We start from the raw sequence: 20,277 nt of genomic DNA on the forward strand, positions 1-20,277 counted from the left end.
ATATTTTTGAAACACACTAATGCGATTGTATTGCATTAATTAAAAAATAATCTATCTTTATTTAAAAAATAAATGATGGAGATAATTATAAAAACAATATTGGTTGGCGTTGGAGCAACAATTGTGATGGATATTTGGGCTTTTATTTTGAAATTATTCAATATTAAATCTTTGGACTATAGATTTGTAGGCCGTTGGATTGGACATTTTGCAAATGGAAAGTTTACGCATGATAAAATATTTGATTCAAAACCAATTCAAAATGAAGTTTTTATCGGTTGGTTGGCGCATTACTTAATCGGAATTACATTTTCTATTTTATTAGTCGTGATTTTTGGGGTAGAATGGTTAAATCATCCTACAATTTTTCCTGCTTTATTTGTAGGATTATTTACAATTGTCGCACCTTTTTTTATTATGCAACCAGCATTTGGGCTTGGAATTGCATCTTCAAAACTTCCGTCGCCAAATGTAATGCGTTTTCGCAGTTTACTCACACATCTTATTTTTGGTTTTGGCTTATATATTTCTGCATTAACTCTTTCTCTATTCTAAATATTTTTCAAAAAAGTTTGTAACGTTTTTACTTTTTTCCTACTTACTAGTAAACACTAAAATAATTAAACGATGAAATCTATTTGGGAAACAACAGTTGAAAATAATGTTATCAGAATCGAGAATAATTGGTTTTCTGGCGAAAAACTTTTTGTAAATGACAAATTACAAGATTATCAAATTAACTATTTTTCTGCACCAATTTTAACGGGGCATTTAAAAAATTCTAAAGATGAAAAGTTAAAGATCAAAGTAAATATTTTGCAAGAATTTTTCGGAGTCAATTGTATTTTATTTATCGACGATGAACAAGTTGCGTTGAAAAAAATAAAGTAACGATTTTGGAAGCTAAACAAACTCTTTTTTTAGAATTAATCGATCAACACAAAGGGATTTTACACAAAATCGCTAAGATGTATATGGATAATTCTGAAGATCAAAATGATTTGATACAAGAGATTGTTTTGCAACTATGGAAATCTTTTGATCGATTCGAAGGTAAATCTCAATTTTCAACTTGGATGTATCGCGTTTCGTTGAACACGGCGTTAACTTATTTTAGAAAAGAAAAGAAAAAAGCAGATCGTCATACTTTTTTAGAAAATATTGATCAAGTAGATGAGATGAATTCTGGTGAAAAAGAAACACAACTCGAATTGTTTTATAAAGCAGTTCATGAATTGAATAAAGTAGAAAAAGCATTGATTTTTCTGTTTTTGGAAGGACAGAATCACAAGGAAATTAGTATGAACTTGGGAATTTCGGAAGGAAACGCACGTGTGAAATTGAACAGAACGAAAGAAAAAATACAAATCATCATAAAAAAATACGGTTATGAATTTTGATGAATTACAAAAACAATGGGACAATCAATCTTCAGATGAAGTGAAAATTGATCCAAATCTTGAGCTTAATCAAGAAGCAAATACCATTATTGATAAAGTAAGAAAAACATTGAAACAAGAGTTTTATTTTCAATTATTAGGATTATTGTTTTTATATACTTTTCCTTTCTTATTTGATGCAAATACGCCAACAATTTGGTGGACATTGTTGTGTGTTTCGTTGACTTTTTTGGTGCCGTTTATTTATGTTTTCAAGTTTTATAAACGATCATATCATCTGGAATATAATTCGTTAAAGAACATCAATTGGTTTTATTTCAATTACAAATCTGCGATTGATATTTACAGTATTTACTCGTACATGATCTGTATTTTAATGTTGATGATTATTGGTGTTTCGTATATACAACATCCAAACTCGTTGCAATTTGAATACAAATTTCAGTTTTATCTTTATATTTTTCTCACACTATTTTTCTATGTTTTAATTTGCGTTTTATTATTAAAATGGTGGATTTCTACTTATTATAAAAAGAATCTGGTAGAATTAGAAAATATATTACATCAATTAGAAGAGTAACCAAAAGTTACTCTTTTTTTAATATGGAATATTAAGTACAAACTTAAATTTCATTGGAACATTATTTCGGAGAATTTCTACAGAAATTTGCTGAAATTCATTTTTAATCATAAATTTTTCGATATCATCTAAACTCATTTTATTCACTTGTTTTCCGTCCAATTTTGTAAGTATATCATTTGCTTTCAAACCCACTAAATCTGCATTCGATTTTTTACGAACCGCTTCTATTTTATAAATAGGTTTCATCACATATTGATAGTTAACTTTGTTTGTCGTGATAGAATTATATTCAGATATAGATGTATTTTGTGATACAATATTTATTTTTTCATTTTTCCATTCAAATTGATCATGAATTATCGTTAATCCACTTCTATTGTAGTGAAAAGCATCTTTGAAATTTCGATTCGGTTTATAATAAAACAATTGATTTTTATAATCTAAAATAATTGTAAATCTTCTCAAAATTTCATTTCCGAGAGAGCCTTTTCGATTATTTTTAAAGTTAATATATTGGATTGATTCGATATCTGGAATGGCAATTAAAGGTTGATTAAGTTTATATTTATTTAAGTTTACAGCATCTATAACCCCACGTTTACCATTAATAGAACCATTAAAACCTTTGCCCAATTCATCCGAAAATACATGTTGTAAAGGTGCTAAATTCTCAATTTGATTCTCGAAAAGCCATAAACCATCACTATTTCCGATATCTATCAACATTTTTTGATTTGTGTAAGTTGTTTGATGCGTAAAATCAACAGTTGTGAAAGGCTTTATTTCTGGACTTATTTCTAATGGATTTGATTGAAATTTCTTTAATTTTTTAACTTCAAGAATCGATTTATAAATGGTGATTTTTCTTTTTGCATAATCTATTTGAATTGGATAGTTTTTGAAAAATTCAGAACCTATTATTCCATGAACCTCAATTCCTAATCGAGAAAAGAGGTTGAAATTCTCGTCTTGTATCACGATAATATCCATATTATTTGAAGAATAATTTTTACCAATCTCGATTTGATTATTTGATGAAAAAAATCCTTTGGTATCAGCATTATCTTTTCCTAGACCTTTTAAATTAATTTGGCGAAGATTGTTTTTGTTAATTGTTTTGTCATATTGGCTGAATAAAATAATTTCTTTAAGACCAGAATCTACAATGAAATTCATTTGATGACCATTAAATGTAATTGGAACAACAACTAAATTCTTGATAAATTGAAATGAGATAGTTTCTTTATTTACATTTTCGGCCAAAGAAAGTTCCTTTTTTTGTGCATGAATTAGTAAAAAAGTAAACACAAAAATTATTGAAAGTAATAATCTAATTTTCATTCAAATTTCAGTTTTTATTAAAATTATGCAAAAAAAATGATGTGATAATAAGATTATTCTTAATGTTAGAATTAAAACTTTAACATGTTATTGTGTAACCTTTGTGAATTTTGAACATCTATATTTTATAAAATTGATAAATGATTTAAAAACCAAATAGATGACAAAAATTTACTTTCTTTTTTTATGTTTTATAACGTTTGCAAATGCACAAGATTATAAAAAAGATACGATAGAATTACATGAAACGATTTTGTATGATAAAAGCAAATTTCGATTGAAACGTGTTGGTTCGGATACCAAGACGAAATCAATTTTAATCGGATTAACGGCTGATATTAATTTTAGTAAAGATTCACTTCCTAAGTTTACCAAAGAATTTGCAATTCCAATAAATGCGCCTAAAAAAGAATTCACTTTTCAACGTATTAATTTCAATTTTAGTAATAGTTTGAAATTAGATTCTATTCTTTTGAAAGTTGATTTAACGGCAATGAATAATGGGAAACCAGCTCAATCAATTTTAGAAAAACCTTTTGAAGTTGTTGTAAAAAAAGAATATCAACAGAATGATGTCTTTTCGATGGATTTACGTGATTTGAATATTAAATATCAAGATGATTTTTTCATTAAAGTAGAATTATTAACAGAAGTTGAAAAGCCAATTTATTTTAGTGGAGCTTTGCTGGCTAAATGTTTATATAAAACGACTGATTCTGATGTGTGGATGAAAACACCATTAGGAATTACGCCTGCAATCAATGCTGATTTATTGATAAAAAGATAAAAGAGCTTTTCAGCTTTTTATTATCGAGGTGTTCCCCAACCCCAAGGTGCTGGCGGAGTTTCAATTTCTTTTGTCAAGTCAAAATAGACGTTGAAAGGTGTTTTAGAACCTGCTTTTTGCAAATTGTAACTAAACGTTTTATCATCCAAGGTAATCCACCAAATATTTGTCGAAGCATAATCTATTAATCTTGCAGTTTCTTGATCAGCAGGAAACATCTGGAAATCTTTGAAACCATAATTTGTATTTATTCCTCCATAAAATGTAATTGTTTCCGAAGTTCCATTTTCGTGATGATGATCGTGTTTTAGCGTGATGATTCCATCTTTTTTAGTCAAAATCCACGTTCTCGAATAATTATCACCAACATTGAACGGAATTTTAATTTCGTTTGTTGAACAACTTTTTACATGCATGGTTAATTTTTTACCTGCAAAATCATCGCGCGTAATATGTTCAGGCAATTTTCCTTCGTAAGCTTTACCGCAATGTTTTTCGAGATTTTTCCAGAATATTTCTGAAGGTTTTTCAGTTTGTGCAAAAAGTGAAGAACAACCAATTAAAACGAATCCAAGTTGTAAACATTTTTTAATCATAATCAGTAATAAAAATTATTCAATAATGATTTAAAGATAATATTTTAAAAATGATTAAGCATTAGTTTATTAGTTTGAAGAATAAGACTAACAAAAAAGCCCTCGCTTGTTCAGGGCGAGGGCATATAGTTAAGTGCTTTTTTCTTTTTTCAAATAAAAATTTTGAATTAAAATTAATTAATATCTATAATATTCTGGTTTAAATGGTCCTTCAACCGTTACACCAATGTATTCTGCTTGTTCTTGAGATAAAACTTCTAATTCTACTCCTAATTTAGCTAAATGCAATTCTGCAACTTTTTCATCTAAATGCTTAGGCAAAGTATATACTTCGTTTTTGTAAGCTGATGAATTTGTCCACAATTCGATTTGAGCTAAAGTTTGGTTAGAGAAAGAGTTTGACATCACAAAAGAAGGGTGTCCTGTTGCACAACCTAAGTTAACTAAACGTCCTTCAGCCAAAATGATGATGTCATTTCCGTTGATGTTGTATTTGTCAACTTGTGGTTTAATTTCTTCTTTCGTGTTTCCGTAGTTTCCGTTTAACCAAGCCATATCGATTTCGTTATCGAAGTGACCAATGTTACACACAACTACTTTGTCTTTCATTTTCTCGAAATGCTCTGCACGTACAATTCCAAAGTTACCAGTAGTCGTAATTACGATATCAGCGTTTGCAACCACTGTATCTAATTTTTTTACTTCGTAACCTTCCATAGATGCTTGTAAAGCACAAATAGGGTCGATTTCTGTTACTGTAACAATTGCTCCAGCACCGCGGAAAGAAGCCGCTGTACCTTTACCAACATCACCAAATCCACAAACTACAACACGTTTACCAGCGATCATCAGGTCAGTAGCACGTTTGATAGCATCTACTGCAGATTCGCGACATCCGTATTTGTTGTCGAATTTAGATTTTGTTACAGAATCATTTACGTTAATTGCAGGCATAGGCAATGTACCTTTCTCCATTCTTTCGTAAAGACGGTGTACACCCGTAGTTGTTTCTTCTGATAATCCTTTGATCTCAGCAACCAATTCTGGGTAACGATCAATCACCATATTCGTTAAGTCTCCACCATCATCCAAAATCATGTTTAATGGTTTACGATCTTCTCCGAAGAATAATGTTTGCTCGATACACCAATCGAATTCCTCTTCGTTCATCCCTTTCCAAGCATACACAGGAATCCCAGCAGCAGCAATTGCAGCCGCAGCGTGATCTTGTGTAGAGAAAATATTACATGACGACCATGTAACATCAGCTCCTAAAGCAACCAACGTTTCGATAAGAACTGCAGTTTGGATTGTCATGTGTAGACAACCTGCAATGCGAGCACCTTTCAAAGGTTGAGCAGCTTTGTACTCTTCACGGATAGCCATCAACCCAGGCATTTCTGCCTCAGCCAACGTAATTTCCTTTCTTCCCCACTCAGCTAAAGAAATATCTTTAACTTTGTATGGAATGTATTGCGTTTTTGTATCCATCAATTGATATATTTAACTAACTTTTTTTTAAAGTTTATAAGGAACAAATTTACAAACAAATTTCGATTAATAAAATGCCCGTTATCGATTATATTAACGATTTTAAACATACCCGCATTATTACGTGGAATGTAACAGAATCGAATGAAGAATTATTAGAATATCTTCATTTAGAGGAGTATAGGATGGAAAAATATAATAATCTTCGACCTAAACAGGCCAGAGAATATCTTGGTTTGCGCGCTTGTCTAAAGAAATTGGACTTGGATTATGATGTAAATTATGACGAACGTGGAAAACCTTTTTTACCTACAAATAAAGAAATTTCTATCACACATTCTTATGGATTGGTTTCTGTTGGTGTGAGCGAATATAATATTGGGATTGATATTGAATTGGCTCGTCCAAAAAAAATCCTAAATATTAAACACAAGTTTGCCCGTCCAGATGAAATAGCTTGGATTCCTCAAGAGCACGAGACTGAATATCTGCATATAATTTGGGGAATGAAAGAAGGTTTGTACAAGTTGAATGGTGGTAATCTTTGGAATTTTTTGAATCATTATCGTGCAGAAGAATTTGAATTAGTAGAGAATAAACAATTTATTTGTTGGATTTCGGACGATGTGAAATCTCGTAAATATCATGCATTCTATAAAATGATTGGTGAATATTATTTGGTTTGGGTGTTGGATTATGAATAAGTAAAAGTTAGAAATTAGAATTACGAATTTAGATTTTTGATTTACGATTTAGAAAGAATTATTTTTAACTCACAACTCACAACTCACAACTCACAACTCACAACTTAAGAATGAACGATTTTATTGATTACATCCTTGCGCCTTACAAAACTTATTCTACACTGAATATTTTACTTGAAATAATAGCAACATTGTTCGGAATTATTTCGGTTTATTATACCTATAAACGCAATATTTGGGTTTATCCAACTACAATTATTTCAACATTTATTTTCATTTATTTATTTTTTAATTGGGGATTATATGGTGAAACAATTATTAATGTTTACTATACTTCAATGGCGATTTATGGTTGGGTTTTGTGGCAAAAAAATCTCGAAGCCGATCATAAACATGTAGATGTTTCGTGGGCAACGAAGAGAGAGTATCTGTACGCAACGTTACTTTTCGCGTTGAGTTTTATCTTTATTTTGACGATTTATTATTTCCGTCCAGTCATTCAAAACGGGTTTGATGTTAATTTTATCAATCAATGCAAATTACATTATACCAAAATTGATTTTGTAGACGCTTCGACGACCGCTATCTTTTTGATTGGAATGTGGATGATGGCGCGACGAAAAATTGATAACTGGTATTTCTGGATTATCGGCGATTTAATCATGATTCCATTAATGATTTACAAAGGAGCAGTTATCACTTCGGTGCAATATATTGTCTTGTTGATTTTATCATTTATCGGATTAATCGATTGGATAAAATCAGCCAAAAATTCACAGAAAATAGTGAGCTAAGAAATAATTTAAAATTAGTATTTTAGCCTTGTAAATTGAATTTGAAAAACCTATAAAAATTACGAATATGGAAAATCAACACGTATATCAACAAAACCAATTGGTTGCACAGGCAACAAGCGTAGAAAGGGCAAATTTCTATAAACATACTTACGGACACGTTGCTGGAGGAGTTTTGGTATTTGTTTTAATCGAATCTTTGATGTTAAAATCAGAAGCATTAGTCAGCTTTATGTTAAGTTTAACTTCTGGATATCTTTGGCTTATTTTATTAGCAGGTTTCATGGGAATTACATGGGTTGCACAAAAAATGGCGTACGGATCGATTTCAAAATCTAAACAATATTTAGGCTACTTTTTATACATAGTTGCAGAAGCTTTAATCTTTGTGCCAATGCTGTACATTGCATTATATTATGGCGGAACTTATGTGATAAAACAAGCGGCCGTTGTAACAGGTGGATTATTTGTAGGATTATCGGCTATTGTATTTTTAACAAAAGCAGATTTCTCTATTTTACGAGGAGCATTAACTATAGGATTTTTCTTAGCAATTGGATTGATTATTGCAGGAATGTTATTCGGGTTCGATTTAGGATTATGGTTCTCAGTTGGAATGTGTGCCTTGGCTGGAGGAGCAATTTTGTACAACACTCACCAATTAAAATATGAGTTCGGAACACAACAATATGTTGCAGCGGCATTGTCGTTATTTGCTTCATTAATGTTATTGTTTTGGTATATTTTGAGAATTTTTATGAGTAGAGATTAATCATTAAGAAACAATAAATTTGTATATTGAACCGTAGCATTTTTGTTGCGGTTTTTTTATTTAAAATACTATGACAGATAAAGAAAAGGAAGACGATAGAATACAATCTCCGTTTCGACCAAAAGATTGGAACGAGATTAGAATAAATGATTCTTGGGCGTTGTTCAAGATTATGGCAGAATTTGTAAATGGTTACGAAGTAATGTCTAAAATAGGACCATGTGTGTCTATTTTTGGTTCGGCACGTACTTCTCCAGATCATCCATATTATGCATTAGCAGAAGACATTGCATACCGATTAACGCAGATTGGTTTTGGAGTAATTACTGGTGGAGGTCCTGCAATTATGGAAGCTGCAAACAAAGGAGCGCAAAAGGGTGGAGGAACTTCTGTTGGATTGGGAATTACATTGCCTTTTGAAACAGAATTGAACAAATATATCGACCGCGAGTATGAAATTAATTTTGATTATTTCTTTGCACGAAAAGTAATGTTTGTGAAATATTCGCAAGGATTTATCGGAATGCCAGGAGGTTTCGGAACGTTAGACGAATTATTTGAGTCGATGACATTGGTACAAACGAAGAAAACAGGTCGTTTCCCAATTGTGTTAGTTGGAACTGAATATTGGTCAGGTTTAATCGATTGGATCAAAGAAACAGTTTTGAGAGAAGGTTATATTTCTGAGAAAGATTTGGATCTTTTCCGTTTGGTTGATACAGCGGAAGAAGCCGTTGCTCATATCGAGAATTTCTACGAAAAATATAATATTAAGCTTAATTTTTAAGCAACGAAAAACCTCATCATTTGATGAGGTTTTTTTATGTTTTTATGATTGAATTTATTTTAAATCAACTACTTCAAAAACCATATCTTGATAATCATCAGCTTCATAAAAAATTCCGACTTTATTTTTTGAGATATTTGTTAAAACGGAATAAGCCGAAGAATTTGGTTCTATTGTTTTTATAAAATTCCATGTTTTCGCTTGATCTTTACTTACTTTCAATCCCAAGTTTTGACGATCTTTCGGATCATGCAAATTACTAAACACAATATCTTTTCCTAAAACCAATGTAGAAGCATTACAAGTTGGATCAATTAATTGTTCTTCCATTTTAGACGTCCACGTTTTTCCTTGATCTTTCGAGATAAATATTTTTCTGAAACCAGCATTCTGAATACGTGCATTCAACATCCAATCTTTGTTTGGAAGCTGTACAATATTTGTTTCATCCGCTTTTTCCGCAACACTCGAAATTCGTTCCCACGTTTTCCCATGATCTTTACTTCCGAATACATAAACACCATCTTTCAATCGAACCAATGTATTCAAAATCCAACCTTCTTTTGTGTATGTACCTCGACCAGAAGTAATGAATTTAAAATCTTTTTTCCATTCGGTTGGCGTAATTTGATCTGTAATATCAACAGGTTTTGACCATGTTTCTCCGTTGTCAGCACTTTTTACAAAATGTAATCTGAATTCATTTTTTGCAATTTTATGATTCATGTAATTGTAAAAAAGATAGATTTCTTTTGTCTTTTCATCCATAACCATCGATACATCAGAAGCAGATTCTTGATCAGGAAAATCAACAATTCGTTTGATTTCTGACCATGTTTTTCCTTTGTCATCACTTGTTCTAATTACAATATTGATATCAGGATTGTAAAGCAAATCGCCACAATTTGGAACACGTTCGTCAATCGCTGCAATCAATGTTCCTTTTGCTGATGTAATAATACTCGGAATGCGATAACATTTGACATTCGATTTATTTTTGCTTGTAAATAAAACTTGTTTGTTGGTTTGGGCAAATCCCAGCGTATAAGCGATGGAAAAAAAGGTAAGTAGAATTTTCTTTTTTGTCATGGTGTGTAAATTAACCGACAAGTTATAGAATTTTCAACGATTTGAGAAAATGAAAAAGCCATTAAAACGAATTTTAATGGCTTTTGTTTAAAATTAAATTTTAATCAGCTTCGCAGACGATTTTCGATTTTTAGCTTCAATGTCAAGAATGTAAATACCTTTTGGTAATTCCTTGATGTTAAATTGATGTATCGCTGAATATTTTCCTGAAAATTCTTTGACCAGTTTTCCTGTTAAATCATAAATTTTTACTTTTTCTGAATTAATATTTAATGAAAAAGAGGAAAAAACTGGATTTGGAGTGATAGAAATTTTTTCTGAATTAACCTCAATATTATCTGTTGATAAATTCGCTTTTGCATTTCCGAAAATTCTGAATTCACCTGGATTTAGATTAATTGTAAACGATGAATTTGTATTGGTTACATTCAGCGTTGTTTCGTCCATTAAATTGTACCAATTTCCTACAAATGGAAAAAGTGGCGCAATTGCTTGAGTACTTGTAGTGAAGTTTGCAATCACAATAACTTCATATAAATCAGACGACGATAATAAATTATTTGTAATCTGAATACGAGGTTTTAAATCACCAGATGTAATTGTATAATTATCAGTTTCGAAAACTTTGTTGTTTAATTTAAGTCCAATAATTTTTGCCCAAACATCATAAACAGATTTTCTATCAGTATTTGTTAAATAACCAATTTCGTTTGGAATAGGTTTTGGATTGGTACGGCATCCGTCAGTATTTGTTCCATCTTCGCAATGATTAATCGAATAATCGTATCCTATTTCTCCGAATTGCCACAACATTTTAGGACCAGGAATCGTAAACAAAACAGCACCCAGAGCTTTTTGTCTTTCTAAAGAAGTTTTTAAATCTTTTACATTATAAGTTCCTGAAGATGCACCATATTGTAAATTTTTGTACATCATTCTTTCCTCATCATGACTTTCTGCATAGGCAACTAAATGTTTTTTCGTAAAACCTTTTACAGTATGTTTCAACCAATCAAAGTTACTATCCGAAGCATATCCCATTGTATTCTGATTGAAATTATTTGTCGCTTTTCCCCAAAGCATAATTCCTTTGCCTTCGTTAATGCGATAATTCGCCCATTCTGTTTCTTCTTGTGCAGAACCATTATTTCCTAAATGCTCAAAAATGATGTAAGAATTTGGGTCAATTGTCCATTGCATATCAGCATATTTTTTTAAAATTGCTACACGATCAGCTTGATATCCGTTTGTACAAGCTTCATCTGCAGGTGTACAATTTTGAGTAAATCCTTTTGTTAAATCCCATCTAAAACCATCAATTTTAAACTCTTCAATCCAATGTTTCAATGTACGTTGTACATAATTTTGAGTTGGCGTTAGTTGATGATTTAAATCGTAACCGACATTGTAACTATGTTTTGCGGTTTGATTAACATAAGGATTCGTAGTGGTTGGTTCTCCAAAACCATCTCCATCAGGATCATTCATCCACATTCTAACCAACGGAGATCGCCCATAAACGTGATTTAAAGCAACATCCAAAATGATTGAAATTCCATTTTGATGACACAAATCGATGAACTCTTTCATTTTATCTGCAGGTCCGTAAGCTTTATCCAAAGCAAGATGATAAGCGGTATTATAACCCCAAGAAATATTTCCTTCAAACTCCATTACAGGCATCACTTCGATTGCGTTGATGTTTAATTTTTTGAAATAATCAAAATCATCAATTAAAGATTGCCATGTTTTTGTCGAATTGAAATCGCGAACTAATAATTCGTAAATCATCAAATTCTCTTTATTTGGGCGATTGAAATTTGAAACTTTCCAATTGTATTTTGCTTGATTTGTTTGTAAAACAGAAACTTCAAATTGTTGTCCAGTAGGATATACAGGCATATTTGGGTAAGTTGCTGCGGTAATATACGGATCATCATAAGGCGATAAAACTAAAGTCGAATAAGGATCGGCAGTTTTGATTCCATCACTTGTACGATATTGAAACGTATAAATTTCATTAGCTTTGAGATTAGACAATTCAATCCAATATAAATCTTTGTTAGTTGTATCACGATTCATCACATATTGATCTGAAAGTTGCCAATTATTGAAACTTCCAATTACATGAATAAACTCTTTTTGTGGTGCGTATAAAACCAAATATGCTTTTGAAAAATCATTAGCCAAATAATTAATTCCTTCATGCAAATTAGATGGAATAGCTACATCTTTCACTGTTGGTTTGATATTAACTGTAAAAGATTTGCTTATTGTTTGACCATTAAAAGTAGCATTTAATGTATAATTCTGATTTTGAGAAATGGTATAATTTTTATCAAAAGTTGTTGAATTATTTAATACATCAATTTGAGTTCCGTTGGTAGTTAATGTCCAATTAGCAGATTTTGTAGCTGTCGCTTTGATGTTAAAACTTGATCCTGAAGAAACATTTGTAATCGAATTTTCGAGCGGATTAGTTAAAGTAACTTTAAAAGAACCTACCGAAATAGAAAGATCCGTAGTTTGTTGTTTTCCGTCAGCACTTCTAAAAACAATATTTATTGCAGTAATATTTTTAGAAGTATCAACTCCATAGAATTGATAAATAGAATTCGGGATTTCTAATTTGTAGGTTGATCCAGAAACGAAAGTTAATTTGGGTTGAGTAGTGTTATTTCCCCAACTTTCAATTACATTTTCCCATTGCTTTCCGTCAATAGTTACGCCTGTATGCGCATAAATATCTCCCGAATAATTGGCAAGACCTGTTCCTGTTTTATCAAAGTTTATCACAACAGCTTGGTTTGCTTCGGGCGGTGAAGGTATTGTTGTAATTTGTGCTTTGGTAAAAGATATTACCATTAAAAGCATCAAAATAGATAGAATGTTTTTCATGTTTTGTGTGGTTTTAGAAAAAAAGCCATTAAAAAACGTAATTGAATTTTAATGGCTTTTAAAAAATTAATTGTTGATGAGAAAAAATTTTATTGAGCTTCTACTGTATAAGTTTTCTTTGTGAAATTAGCTGTGATTTTATATTTTCCAGCTTTTATTTTGATGTTAGCTCCGTCTTTATCTGTTAGCTCACCTGCGTTACTTGTACCACCATAGTTTGTTCCCCAATCATTATTTAAACGGAATTTAAATTCTCCATCTTTTAATGTTGTAGTAATAGTCCACGCATCTAAAGCACCATCATAAGATAATTTTTGATCTGGACCATCCCATCCGTTTGCTGTAGCGTCACCTACTAATCCCCAAGAATATTTATCTAATTTATAAGTTAGATTTGTTAAGTCCATAGTTATCTTGTAAGTACCAGCGTCTACTGCGATGTTTTTACCTCCTTTTTCAAGTTTTCCATTCGATCCACCATAATCTAACTCCCATTTGTTGTCTTGACGGAATTTGATTTCGCTTTCATTTTTATCATTTGGTTTTAAATCTGTATATGCTACAAATACATTTGTAACATCAGTTTTCCAAAATGGAACGTCTGGTCCGTCCCAACCGTTAGGAGCGGCAGAACCAACAACACCCCAATTTGTAGATAAATCTGTTGGATATGGCGTTATTTTCAATATATTGACATTAGAAATTAATTGTTGATAACCAGGAGTACCAACTGTAGAAACAATACGATATTCTATCTCTCCTTCTTTAAAAGGTTCTAATCCTAAAGCAATAACTGCTAAATTCAATTCTTTCACGGTAACATCAGCAGTTAATGTTGAAGTTGAAGTAAGAACTTGATGATTTTCGAAATTATCTCCTTTGATATCAATTTGTAATTCATATTTAGGAGGAGTATTTGTTCCATAATTTGCAGCACTCCAATTAAATGTCATTGCTGTATTTGCAGCATTTTCTTCTAACAATTCAATTGTTGATGAAGCAGGCGTTTCTACTTTCGGTGCAACAAAAGTTGAAGGATCTAATTTGATGATATCTTCATCATCGTTACATGCGCTTAAGGCAAAAATACTCGCACAAGCTAACGAAATATATTTTATAAAATTTTTCATCTTAATAACCTGGATTTTGAGTTAAGTTTGGATTAATGACAATAATATTGTTTGGAATTGGGAAGATAACTTTTGTAGCATCTACAGAAGTTCCGTTTTGAACGCCACCTTTCCAAGGCCAATTGTAATTATTTGTATATCTACTGAAACGAATTAAATCCGTTCTACGCGTTCCTTCCCAGTACAATTCTCTTGATCTTTCAGCTAAAATGAAATCTAAGTTTAATTGTCCGTCAGTAATATTACCTGAAGTATTTCCGTATGCACGAGTTCTTAATTCGTTGATTAAGTTCAATGCAGTTGCACGATCTCCACCAGTTCCTCCACGTAAAACAGCTTCGGCATAGTTTAAATAAACTTCTGCTAAACGAATTACTGGAACGTCTGTGTCAACATATTCTCCTGTTGCATCGTTTGCGCTTTTTCCGTCTGAACGTTTGTTTGACCATTTGTAAACAGCATAACCTTCTCCAAATGTACTTATGTTGTTAATCTCAAATGTTTGTCCATCTGTAAAAAACATGGCACGTTTATCTTTCCATGCTGTTGGGTTTCCGTTACTGTCTTTTGTTGTTACGGCATCTGTAAATTGATTAACTAATGCTTTTGTAGAACGAGGACCTCCCCATCCACCATTTACACCATAATCAGCAGCAGTCATTTTTCCACCGATTGCAGCTTTTACTAAGAAAGTAGAACCACCGTATGTACGAGAATTATTTCCGTCAAAGTTTAAAACGAAAATAGCTTCGTTTTGCGCTCCATTTGTATCATTATCAGCTAAAAATAATTCGTCGTAAGCAGAACCATTTTTATTTCCATCAGTTGTGTTAAGCGTATATCCAGCTTGCATTGCTAATTTAGAATAAGTAATAGCTTCTGTATATTTTGCTTGACCAATCCAAGTTTCTGCATTTAGATATAAACGAGATAATAATGCTTCAGCAGCTGCTTTATCTACACGTCCGTATTCGTTTGCACGACCAGCTTTTAATTCAGCTTCGATTGCTTTTAATTCGCTTTCAACGAAAGTGAAAATCTCTTGACGATTGCTTTGTTTTGGTAATTCAGAAGAAACTTCTGTTACTAACGGAACATTCGCATATAAATCCATTAAGCTATAATAAGCATATGCTCTAATGAAACGCGCTTCAGCCACATATTCTTTCACTTCTGGAGTTGTGCTAGATAAAGCTTCAGCATTTGCAATAAATGAGTTTGAGAAAGAAACTGTTTGTGCTAAACGATAATACATTGCTTCAACAAAACTGTTGCTTGCACCCCAAGAAATCTCATGCAAGTTTGGTAAACCTGGATCTCCCCAACCAACAATAGATTCGTCTGTTGTCAATACATTTAAGTTGAACATTAAACGAGTATATTGAGAAGCACCTTCGTCAATACCTTGAATATCTCCACTTCCCGCAGGTCCTTTTTGTCCTGTAAGTGCTAAAGAAGCGTATACTTTTGCTAAAGCAGATTTTGCAGTAGCAGCATCTTTGAATACATCAAATTGTGTATAAGTATCTGGATCATTTGGCATTAAATCTAAATCATCATGACATGAAGAAACAGAGAAAGCCAATGCCGCAGCTAAAATATATGTTGAAATTTTAATCTTTTTCATTGTAGTTTTCTTAGAAATTAACATTTAAACCAAATACATACGTTCTCGGTCTTGGATAAAAACTATTATCAATTCCGCGGTAAATTTCAGGATCTAAACCGCTGTAATTTGTGAATACAGCTACGTTTTGAACCGCTCCATAAAGACGAATATCTAATCCTTTGATCGCTTGTTTTAGGTTGTAACCTAATGTAATGTTATCAATACGGAAGAAAGATGCATCTTCTATAAAGTAATCACTTAACAAATTAGTTTCTGTGATACTTGTGAAACCTGTGTTGTAGTAGCTTGAAAGTACATTAGATAAATAGTTTTGACCATTTCCAGTTGCCTTTTTGCTATAACCTTTAGACGAAGCCATGTTGTTGTAAGCATAGTTTCCGATATTAGCACGAGCAGTAGCACTTAAATCCCAGTTTTTGTAACGGAAGAATGTATTGAATCCCATTGTTACTTTTGCGAAAGGGCTTTTGTGAATGTAACGGTCTTTTTCGTTGATGATTCCGTCGTTGTTCAAATCTTCGTAAGCTCCTTCGATTGGTTTTCCGTTTGCATCATAAATTTGCTTGTACACATAGAAACTAAATGGTTCTTCTCCTTCACGTTGAATTTGAATATTGTTACCAGTTCCTCCATCAATACTTCCTGTTAAGTTATCAGTAGGTAAGTTGACAATTTTATTATCATTGAAAGCGATGTTGTATCCAAAAGACCAATCAAAATCTTTAGATTTTACGATATCAGCATTGATGCTAAATTCGATTCCTTTATTTTCCATATCACCGATATTTTTATCGATCATATTTCCAAAGTTTGTAAATGGATCTACATAAACACTCGCAATTAAATCACTTGTTTTTTTCTTGTAAACATCTAATGTACCGTAGATTCTATTTTTGAATAATGAGTAATCAATACCAGCATTTAATGTACTCGAAATTTCCCATTTCAAATCACCATTAAATGGTTGAGGACGATAAGTTTGATAGAATGTAGAACCAAATTGATAATAAGCAGTTGATTCTGATCCTTGATAACGCGTTAAGAATTGGAAGTTTCCTAATCCGTTTACATTACCAACTTTACCATAACCTACACGTAATTTCAAATCATTTACAACAGAGCTTCCTTTCAAGAATTCTTCTTTAGAGATATTCCACGCAATAGCCGCAGAAGGGAAATAACCCCATTGATTGTCATGGCTTAATTTTGATGAAGCATCTGCACGCATAGTCGCTGTTAAGATGTAACGATTATCAAAATTATAGTTTAAACGTCCGAAGTATGATAATAAAGAATATTGATCACGATCTACAAAACGAAATTGATCAGAACCTTGTTGTTCTAATTCGCTATCGTAATTGGTATTGTATGTATTAAAGTATTGATAACTGTAACCTCCAACAACAGTCAATCCGTGTTGTCCAAAATCTTTATTGAATGTTAAATATGCATCAAATAATTTGTTGTAGAACTGTGCGCTAAAAGTTGTTTTAGAACCATCCCAAGTCAAAGAAGAACTTGGCATATTTGCAGTTGTTACATTTCGTCCATTCGCATTAGAAATATCATAACCTACATTAACTGTTGCTGTAACAGACGGTAAGAAATGTAATTTATAATCCATTTTTGCATTTCCTACAAAACGACGAACTTCAGATGTATCTCTGTTTTCATTGATTAATGCAACTGGGTTAGTTGGCGCTAAATTGTGTTTAACAGCTCCGTCCATCCAAGTATGGTAACCTCCAAATACATTTGCTCCAGAATAAACTGGTTGAGTTGGATCATATTCTAAAGCAGCTCCAATTGCACCTCTGTTTGCAAATTGATTCTCGATATAAGAACCACGAGCATTCAATTCAAATTTTAAGTGATCATCTAAGAAAGATGGACTCAAGTTCATAGAAGCTGTTGTACGATTGATGTTATCTCCTTTTAAAATACCATCCTGATCTGTATTAGAAATAGAAAAACGAGAAGGCATTTTACCTCCAATATTCCCTGTTGCACTAAAATTGTGATCAAAACCTACAGAAGTTTTATAAATTTCTTTTTGCCAATCTGTATTTGCATTACCTAAACGAGCAATTTCGTCAGCAGTTCCTACAGATTTTACCAATTCACGGAATTGATCTGCATTCATTACGTCAATATAACCTTCTGGTTGATAAATTGATGTAACTGAATTATAGTTAAAACGGAATTTTTTTCCTTTTCCTTTTTTAGTTGTAACCATTACAACACCATTCGCAGCACGAGAACCATAAATAGCAGTTGCCGAAGCATCTTTCAGAATAGTCATCGTTTCGATGTCGTTAGGATTTAAGAAATCCAATGGATTTCGAGAACCTCCAATATTTACTTCAGATAAAGGAACACCATCTACCACATATAATGGTTGAGAGTTTAATGATAACGAACTATTACCACGAATGATAATGTTTTGACCGTCACCAGGAGCTCCACCAGCAGATGTTACCACAACACCAGCGATTTTTCCAGTCACTAATTCTTGTGCAGAAGTGATTGATCCTTTGTTGAAATCTTCTGAATTTAATTGATTTACAGAACCTGTGACATCTTCTTTTTTTGCTGTACCATACCCAATTACAACAACTTCTTTCAAGTTTTCTGTCGTTTTAGACATACGAAGTTGTAATTGCGTTTGTCCCGCAAAAGTTATTTCTTGATCGTCATAACCAAAAAAACTGATAACAATTATATCACCATCGTTCGCTTCTAATGTAAAATTTCCTTTTTCATCAGAAACTGTCGATTCTCCTGTTGTAATGTTCGAAACATCTGCACCAGCTAAAACCGTGTTATTAGCGCTATCTTGTACTGTTCCTTTTATCGCAGTTTGTGCAGATAAAATAGCAGGGCTTGATAAAACTAATGCTAGAAGAGATTGTTTTAAAATCCTCATATATTTTTCGTTTTGTTTCGTTAATTATTAATTTATATTTTTACTTCTCATTACCAAATGTAAGTCGTTTAATTGATTGATTGTGTATGTAATACACCGACTAGTTAAACGAAAACGTTTTCGTGTTAATAAATAATTAAATTAATTGTTAGTGCATGTTAATTTTTAATAAAAAAGGCGGAAATTAGTAGAATAAGATTGATGGTTAAGGTAGAAAGAAGATTATGAAAAAGAATTTGACATTAAAACAGATTGCAAAAGAGTTAGATGTTTCGATATCAACGGTTTCTAAGGCGTTGAAAAATAGCGAAGAGATTAGTGCTGCAACGAAAAAAAAGATTCAAGCATTTGCAAAATTATACAACTACAAACCGAATAATATTGCATTAAGTCTAAAGAATCGCAAAACGAAAACTATTGCCGTAATTATTCCCGAAATCGTTCACGATTTTTTCGCGATGGTAATTAGTGGTATCGAAAATTTAGCCAATCAATATGGTTATAATGTATTAATTTGTTTGTCAAATGAGTCGTACGAACGCGAAGTGATTAATATGGAAATGCTTGCGGCGGGTAGTATAGATGGATTTGTAATTTCTCTTTCGAAAGAAACTCAAGCCAAAAAAGATTATCATCACATCAAAGAAATTATCAACCAAGGAATGCCAGTTGTGATGTTCGATCGTGTAACGCGTGAGGTTTATACCGATAAAGTGATTATTGATGATGTACTTGCGACACAAGAAGCAATTCAATATTTTATAAGTAAAGGACGCAAGAAAATCGGCTTTATTACGACGCCAGATTATATAAGTGTCGGACGCTTAAGAACCGAAGGGTATAAAAGAACGTTAGAAGCGAATGGAATTGAAGTTGACGAAAACTTGATTTTGCGTGTAGAAGACGAGAGTCAGTTGGACACTATGATTGATGAATTTTTCGAAAAAAATAAATTTGACGCTGTAATGGCAGTAAACGAATTATATGCTGTAAAAGTGTTGAGAGCTGCCTTGAAAAAAGGAATCAAAGTACCAGAAGAGTTACATTTAATTGCTTTTACAGATGGTGTAATTTCCAAGAACTCAATTCCAAGCATTTCTACAGTTAAACAAAATGCATTCAAAATGGGTGAGATTGCAGCGCGTTTATTGATTCAAAAATTAGAGTCAGAAAACGAGCACGAACATTACATTACCGAAGTTGTCGGAACTGAATTATTACACCGAGAAACTACAACGATTTAGTAATTTTTTTTTGGTTAAATAATTGTTACAGTTGCAATAATCCCAAAAAAAAGTTTTAACATTGTAAACAAATCAAAACATATTTTTACTTCTCAAATTACAAAA

At 32.0% G+C, this 20,277-nt stretch carries 18 protein-coding genes; 10 read left to right on the forward strand and 8 right to left on the reverse strand.

The window, feature by feature from the left end; genetic code table 11:
* Window positions 1-75: 75 nt before the first annotated feature.
* From FH779_RS01315 to FH779_RS01330, 4 genes are all read left to right on the forward strand, one after another.
* Window positions 76-555: a DUF2938 domain-containing protein gene (locus FH779_RS01315; protein WP_180905781.1), complete on the forward strand. Its 480-nt coding sequence runs from the start codon at window positions 76-78 to the stop codon at window positions 553-555.
* A 72-nt stretch (window positions 556-627) separates the two neighbouring features.
* On the forward strand, window positions 628-891 hold the full coding sequence (locus FH779_RS01320) for a hypothetical protein (protein ID WP_180905782.1): 264 nt from the start codon (window positions 628-630) through the stop codon (window positions 889-891).
* Between the two features lie 77 nt (window positions 892-968).
* Complete coding sequence (locus FH779_RS01325; RefSeq protein ID WP_244958052.1) at window positions 969-1,400, forward strand: RNA polymerase sigma factor; 432 nt, start codon at window positions 969-971, stop codon at window positions 1,398-1,400.
* Complete coding sequence (locus tag FH779_RS01330; protein WP_180905784.1) at window positions 1,390-1,980, forward strand: hypothetical protein; 591 nt, start codon at window positions 1,390-1,392, stop codon at window positions 1,978-1,980. Before FH779_RS01325 ends, FH779_RS01330 begins: the two co-directional genes overlap by 11 nt.
* Before the next feature lie 18 nt (window positions 1,981-1,998).
* On the opposite strand, the gene FH779_RS01335 is transcribed toward FH779_RS01330, so the two are convergent.
* The gene (locus FH779_RS01335; protein ID WP_180905785.1) at window positions 1,999-3,324 is read right to left on the reverse strand and encodes an aspartyl protease family protein; all 1,326 of its coding nucleotides are present in this window, start codon (window positions 3,322-3,324) and stop codon (window positions 1,999-2,001) included.
* 160 nt (window positions 3,325-3,484) lie between these two features.
* Here FH779_RS01335 and FH779_RS01340 point away from each other — a divergent pair, with 160 nt between their 5' ends.
* Window positions 3,485-4,111, forward strand: coding sequence for a hypothetical protein (locus FH779_RS01340; protein WP_180905786.1), 627 nt, complete (start codon window positions 3,485-3,487; stop codon window positions 4,109-4,111).
* Between the two features lie 20 nt (window positions 4,112-4,131).
* Here the strand turns inward: FH779_RS01340 and FH779_RS01345 are convergent, their stop codons facing one another.
* The gene (locus FH779_RS01345; protein ID WP_180905787.1) at window positions 4,132-4,707 is read right to left on the reverse strand and encodes a hypothetical protein; all 576 of its coding nucleotides are present in this window, start codon (window positions 4,705-4,707) and stop codon (window positions 4,132-4,134) included.
* A 177-nt stretch (window positions 4,708-4,884) separates the two neighbouring features.
* Window positions 4,885-6,198, reverse strand: a complete 1,314-nt coding sequence (gene ahcY / locus FH779_RS01350; protein WP_038331025.1) for an adenosylhomocysteinase — start codon at window positions 6,196-6,198, stop codon at window positions 4,885-4,887.
* Between the two features lie 74 nt (window positions 6,199-6,272).
* Between ahcY and FH779_RS01355 the strand changes: the two genes are divergently transcribed.
* The 4 genes from FH779_RS01355 to FH779_RS01370 all read left to right on the forward strand — a co-directional run bounded on the left by FH779_RS01355 (window position 6,273) and on the right by FH779_RS01370 (window position 9,255).
* Window positions 6,273-6,902, forward strand: a complete 630-nt coding sequence (locus FH779_RS01355) for a 4'-phosphopantetheinyl transferase family protein (RefSeq protein ID WP_180905788.1) — start codon at window positions 6,273-6,275, stop codon at window positions 6,900-6,902.
* A gap of 110 nt (window positions 6,903-7,012) precedes the next feature.
* The gene (pnuC, locus tag FH779_RS01360) at window positions 7,013-7,696 is read left to right on the forward strand and encodes a nicotinamide riboside transporter PnuC (RefSeq protein WP_180905789.1); all 684 of its coding nucleotides are present in this window, start codon (window positions 7,013-7,015) and stop codon (window positions 7,694-7,696) included.
* A 67-nt stretch (window positions 7,697-7,763) separates the two neighbouring features.
* Complete coding sequence (locus FH779_RS01365; RefSeq protein WP_180905790.1) at window positions 7,764-8,468, forward strand: Bax inhibitor-1/YccA family protein; 705 nt, start codon at window positions 7,764-7,766, stop codon at window positions 8,466-8,468.
* A gap of 70 nt (window positions 8,469-8,538) precedes the next feature.
* Window positions 8,539-9,255: an LOG family protein gene (locus tag FH779_RS01370; protein WP_180905791.1), complete on the forward strand. Its 717-nt coding sequence runs from the start codon at window positions 8,539-8,541 to the stop codon at window positions 9,253-9,255.
* A gap of 54 nt (window positions 9,256-9,309) precedes the next feature.
* Here FH779_RS01370 and FH779_RS01375 read toward each other — a convergent pair whose 3' ends face one another.
* The 5 genes from FH779_RS01375 to FH779_RS01395 form a co-directional block, all read right to left on the reverse strand.
* The gene (locus tag FH779_RS01375) at window positions 9,310-10,344 is read right to left on the reverse strand and encodes a sialidase family protein (RefSeq protein WP_180905792.1); all 1,035 of its coding nucleotides are present in this window, start codon (window positions 10,342-10,344) and stop codon (window positions 9,310-9,312) included.
* Window positions 10,345-10,437: 93 nt separating this feature from the next.
* Window positions 10,438-13,242 carry an alpha-amylase family glycosyl hydrolase gene (locus FH779_RS01380; protein WP_180905793.1) on the reverse strand — a complete coding sequence of 935 codons (2,805 nt, stop codon included), beginning with the start codon at window positions 13,240-13,242 and terminating at the stop codon, window positions 10,438-10,440.
* 89 nt (window positions 13,243-13,331) lie between these two features.
* Complete coding sequence (locus FH779_RS01385; RefSeq protein WP_180905794.1) at window positions 13,332-14,372, reverse strand: SusE domain-containing protein; 1,041 nt, start codon at window positions 14,370-14,372, stop codon at window positions 13,332-13,334.
* A 1-nt stretch (window position 14,373) separates the two neighbouring features.
* Window positions 14,374-15,999, reverse strand: coding sequence for a RagB/SusD family nutrient uptake outer membrane protein (locus FH779_RS01390; protein ID WP_180905795.1), 1,626 nt, complete (start codon window positions 15,997-15,999; stop codon window positions 14,374-14,376).
* Between the two features lie 10 nt (window positions 16,000-16,009).
* The gene (locus FH779_RS01395) at window positions 16,010-18,928 is read right to left on the reverse strand and encodes a SusC/RagA family TonB-linked outer membrane protein (RefSeq protein ID WP_180905796.1); all 2,919 of its coding nucleotides are present in this window, start codon (window positions 18,926-18,928) and stop codon (window positions 16,010-16,012) included.
* A gap of 224 nt (window positions 18,929-19,152) precedes the next feature.
* Between FH779_RS01395 and FH779_RS01400 the strand changes: the two genes are divergently transcribed.
* Complete coding sequence (locus FH779_RS01400) at window positions 19,153-20,172, forward strand: LacI family DNA-binding transcriptional regulator (RefSeq protein ID WP_180905797.1); 1,020 nt, start codon at window positions 19,153-19,155, stop codon at window positions 20,170-20,172.
* Window positions 20,173-20,277: the final 105 nt, after the last annotated feature.

Origin of the sequence: Empedobacter falsenii (genome assembly GCF_013488205.1) — a bacterium.
Taxonomy (GTDB): domain Bacteria; phylum Bacteroidota; class Bacteroidia; order Flavobacteriales; family Weeksellaceae; genus Empedobacter; species Empedobacter falsenii_C.

What these genes read in the sequence shown, in the direction of transcription:
- FH779_RS01390 (WP_180905795.1), bottom strand. Translation starts at nt 15,999, where the DNA reads ATGAAAAAGATTAAAATTTCAACATATATTTTAGCTGCGGCATTGGCT.
- FH779_RS01320 (WP_180905782.1), top strand. Translation starts at nt 628, where the DNA reads ATGAAATCTATTTGGGAAACAACAGTTGAAAATAATGTTATCAGAATC.
- FH779_RS01355 (WP_180905788.1), top strand. Translation starts at nt 6,273, where the DNA reads ATGCCCGTTATCGATTATATTAACGATTTTAAACATACCCGCATTATT.
- FH779_RS01385 (WP_180905794.1), bottom strand. Translation starts at nt 14,372, where the DNA reads ATGAAAAATTTTATAAAATATATTTCGTTAGCTTGTGCGAGTATTTTT.
- pnuC (WP_180905789.1), top strand. Translation starts at nt 7,013, where the DNA reads ATGAACGATTTTATTGATTACATCCTTGCGCCTTACAAAACTTATTCT.
- FH779_RS01370 (WP_180905791.1), top strand. Translation starts at nt 8,539, where the DNA reads ATGACAGATAAAGAAAAGGAAGACGATAGAATACAATCTCCGTTTCGA.
- FH779_RS01395 (WP_180905796.1), bottom strand. Translation starts at nt 18,928, where the DNA reads ATGAGGATTTTAAAACAATCTCTTCTAGCATTAGTTTTATCAAGCCCT.
- ahcY (WP_038331025.1), bottom strand. Translation starts at nt 6,198, where the DNA reads ATGGATACAAAAACGCAATACATTCCATACAAAGTTAAAGATATTTCT.
- FH779_RS01375 (WP_180905792.1), bottom strand. Translation starts at nt 10,344, where the DNA reads ATGACAAAAAAGAAAATTCTACTTACCTTTTTTTCCATCGCTTATACG.
- FH779_RS01345 (WP_180905787.1), bottom strand. Translation starts at nt 4,707, where the DNA reads ATGATTAAAAAATGTTTACAACTTGGATTCGTTTTAATTGGTTGTTCT.
- FH779_RS01340 (WP_180905786.1), top strand. Translation starts at nt 3,485, where the DNA reads ATGACAAAAATTTACTTTCTTTTTTTATGTTTTATAACGTTTGCAAAT.
- FH779_RS01315 (WP_180905781.1), top strand. Translation starts at nt 76, where the DNA reads ATGGAGATAATTATAAAAACAATATTGGTTGGCGTTGGAGCAACAATT.
- FH779_RS01325 (WP_244958052.1), top strand. Translation starts at nt 969, where the DNA reads ATGTATATGGATAATTCTGAAGATCAAAATGATTTGATACAAGAGATT.
- FH779_RS01335 (WP_180905785.1), bottom strand. Translation starts at nt 3,324, where the DNA reads ATGAAAATTAGATTATTACTTTCAATAATTTTTGTGTTTACTTTTTTA.
- FH779_RS01400 (WP_180905797.1), top strand. Translation starts at nt 19,153, where the DNA reads ATGAAAAAGAATTTGACATTAAAACAGATTGCAAAAGAGTTAGATGTT.
- FH779_RS01330 (WP_180905784.1), top strand. Translation starts at nt 1,390, where the DNA reads ATGAATTTTGATGAATTACAAAAACAATGGGACAATCAATCTTCAGAT.
- FH779_RS01365 (WP_180905790.1), top strand. Translation starts at nt 7,764, where the DNA reads ATGGAAAATCAACACGTATATCAACAAAACCAATTGGTTGCACAGGCA.
- FH779_RS01380 (WP_180905793.1), bottom strand. Translation starts at nt 13,242, where the DNA reads ATGAAAAACATTCTATCTATTTTGATGCTTTTAATGGTAATATCTTTT.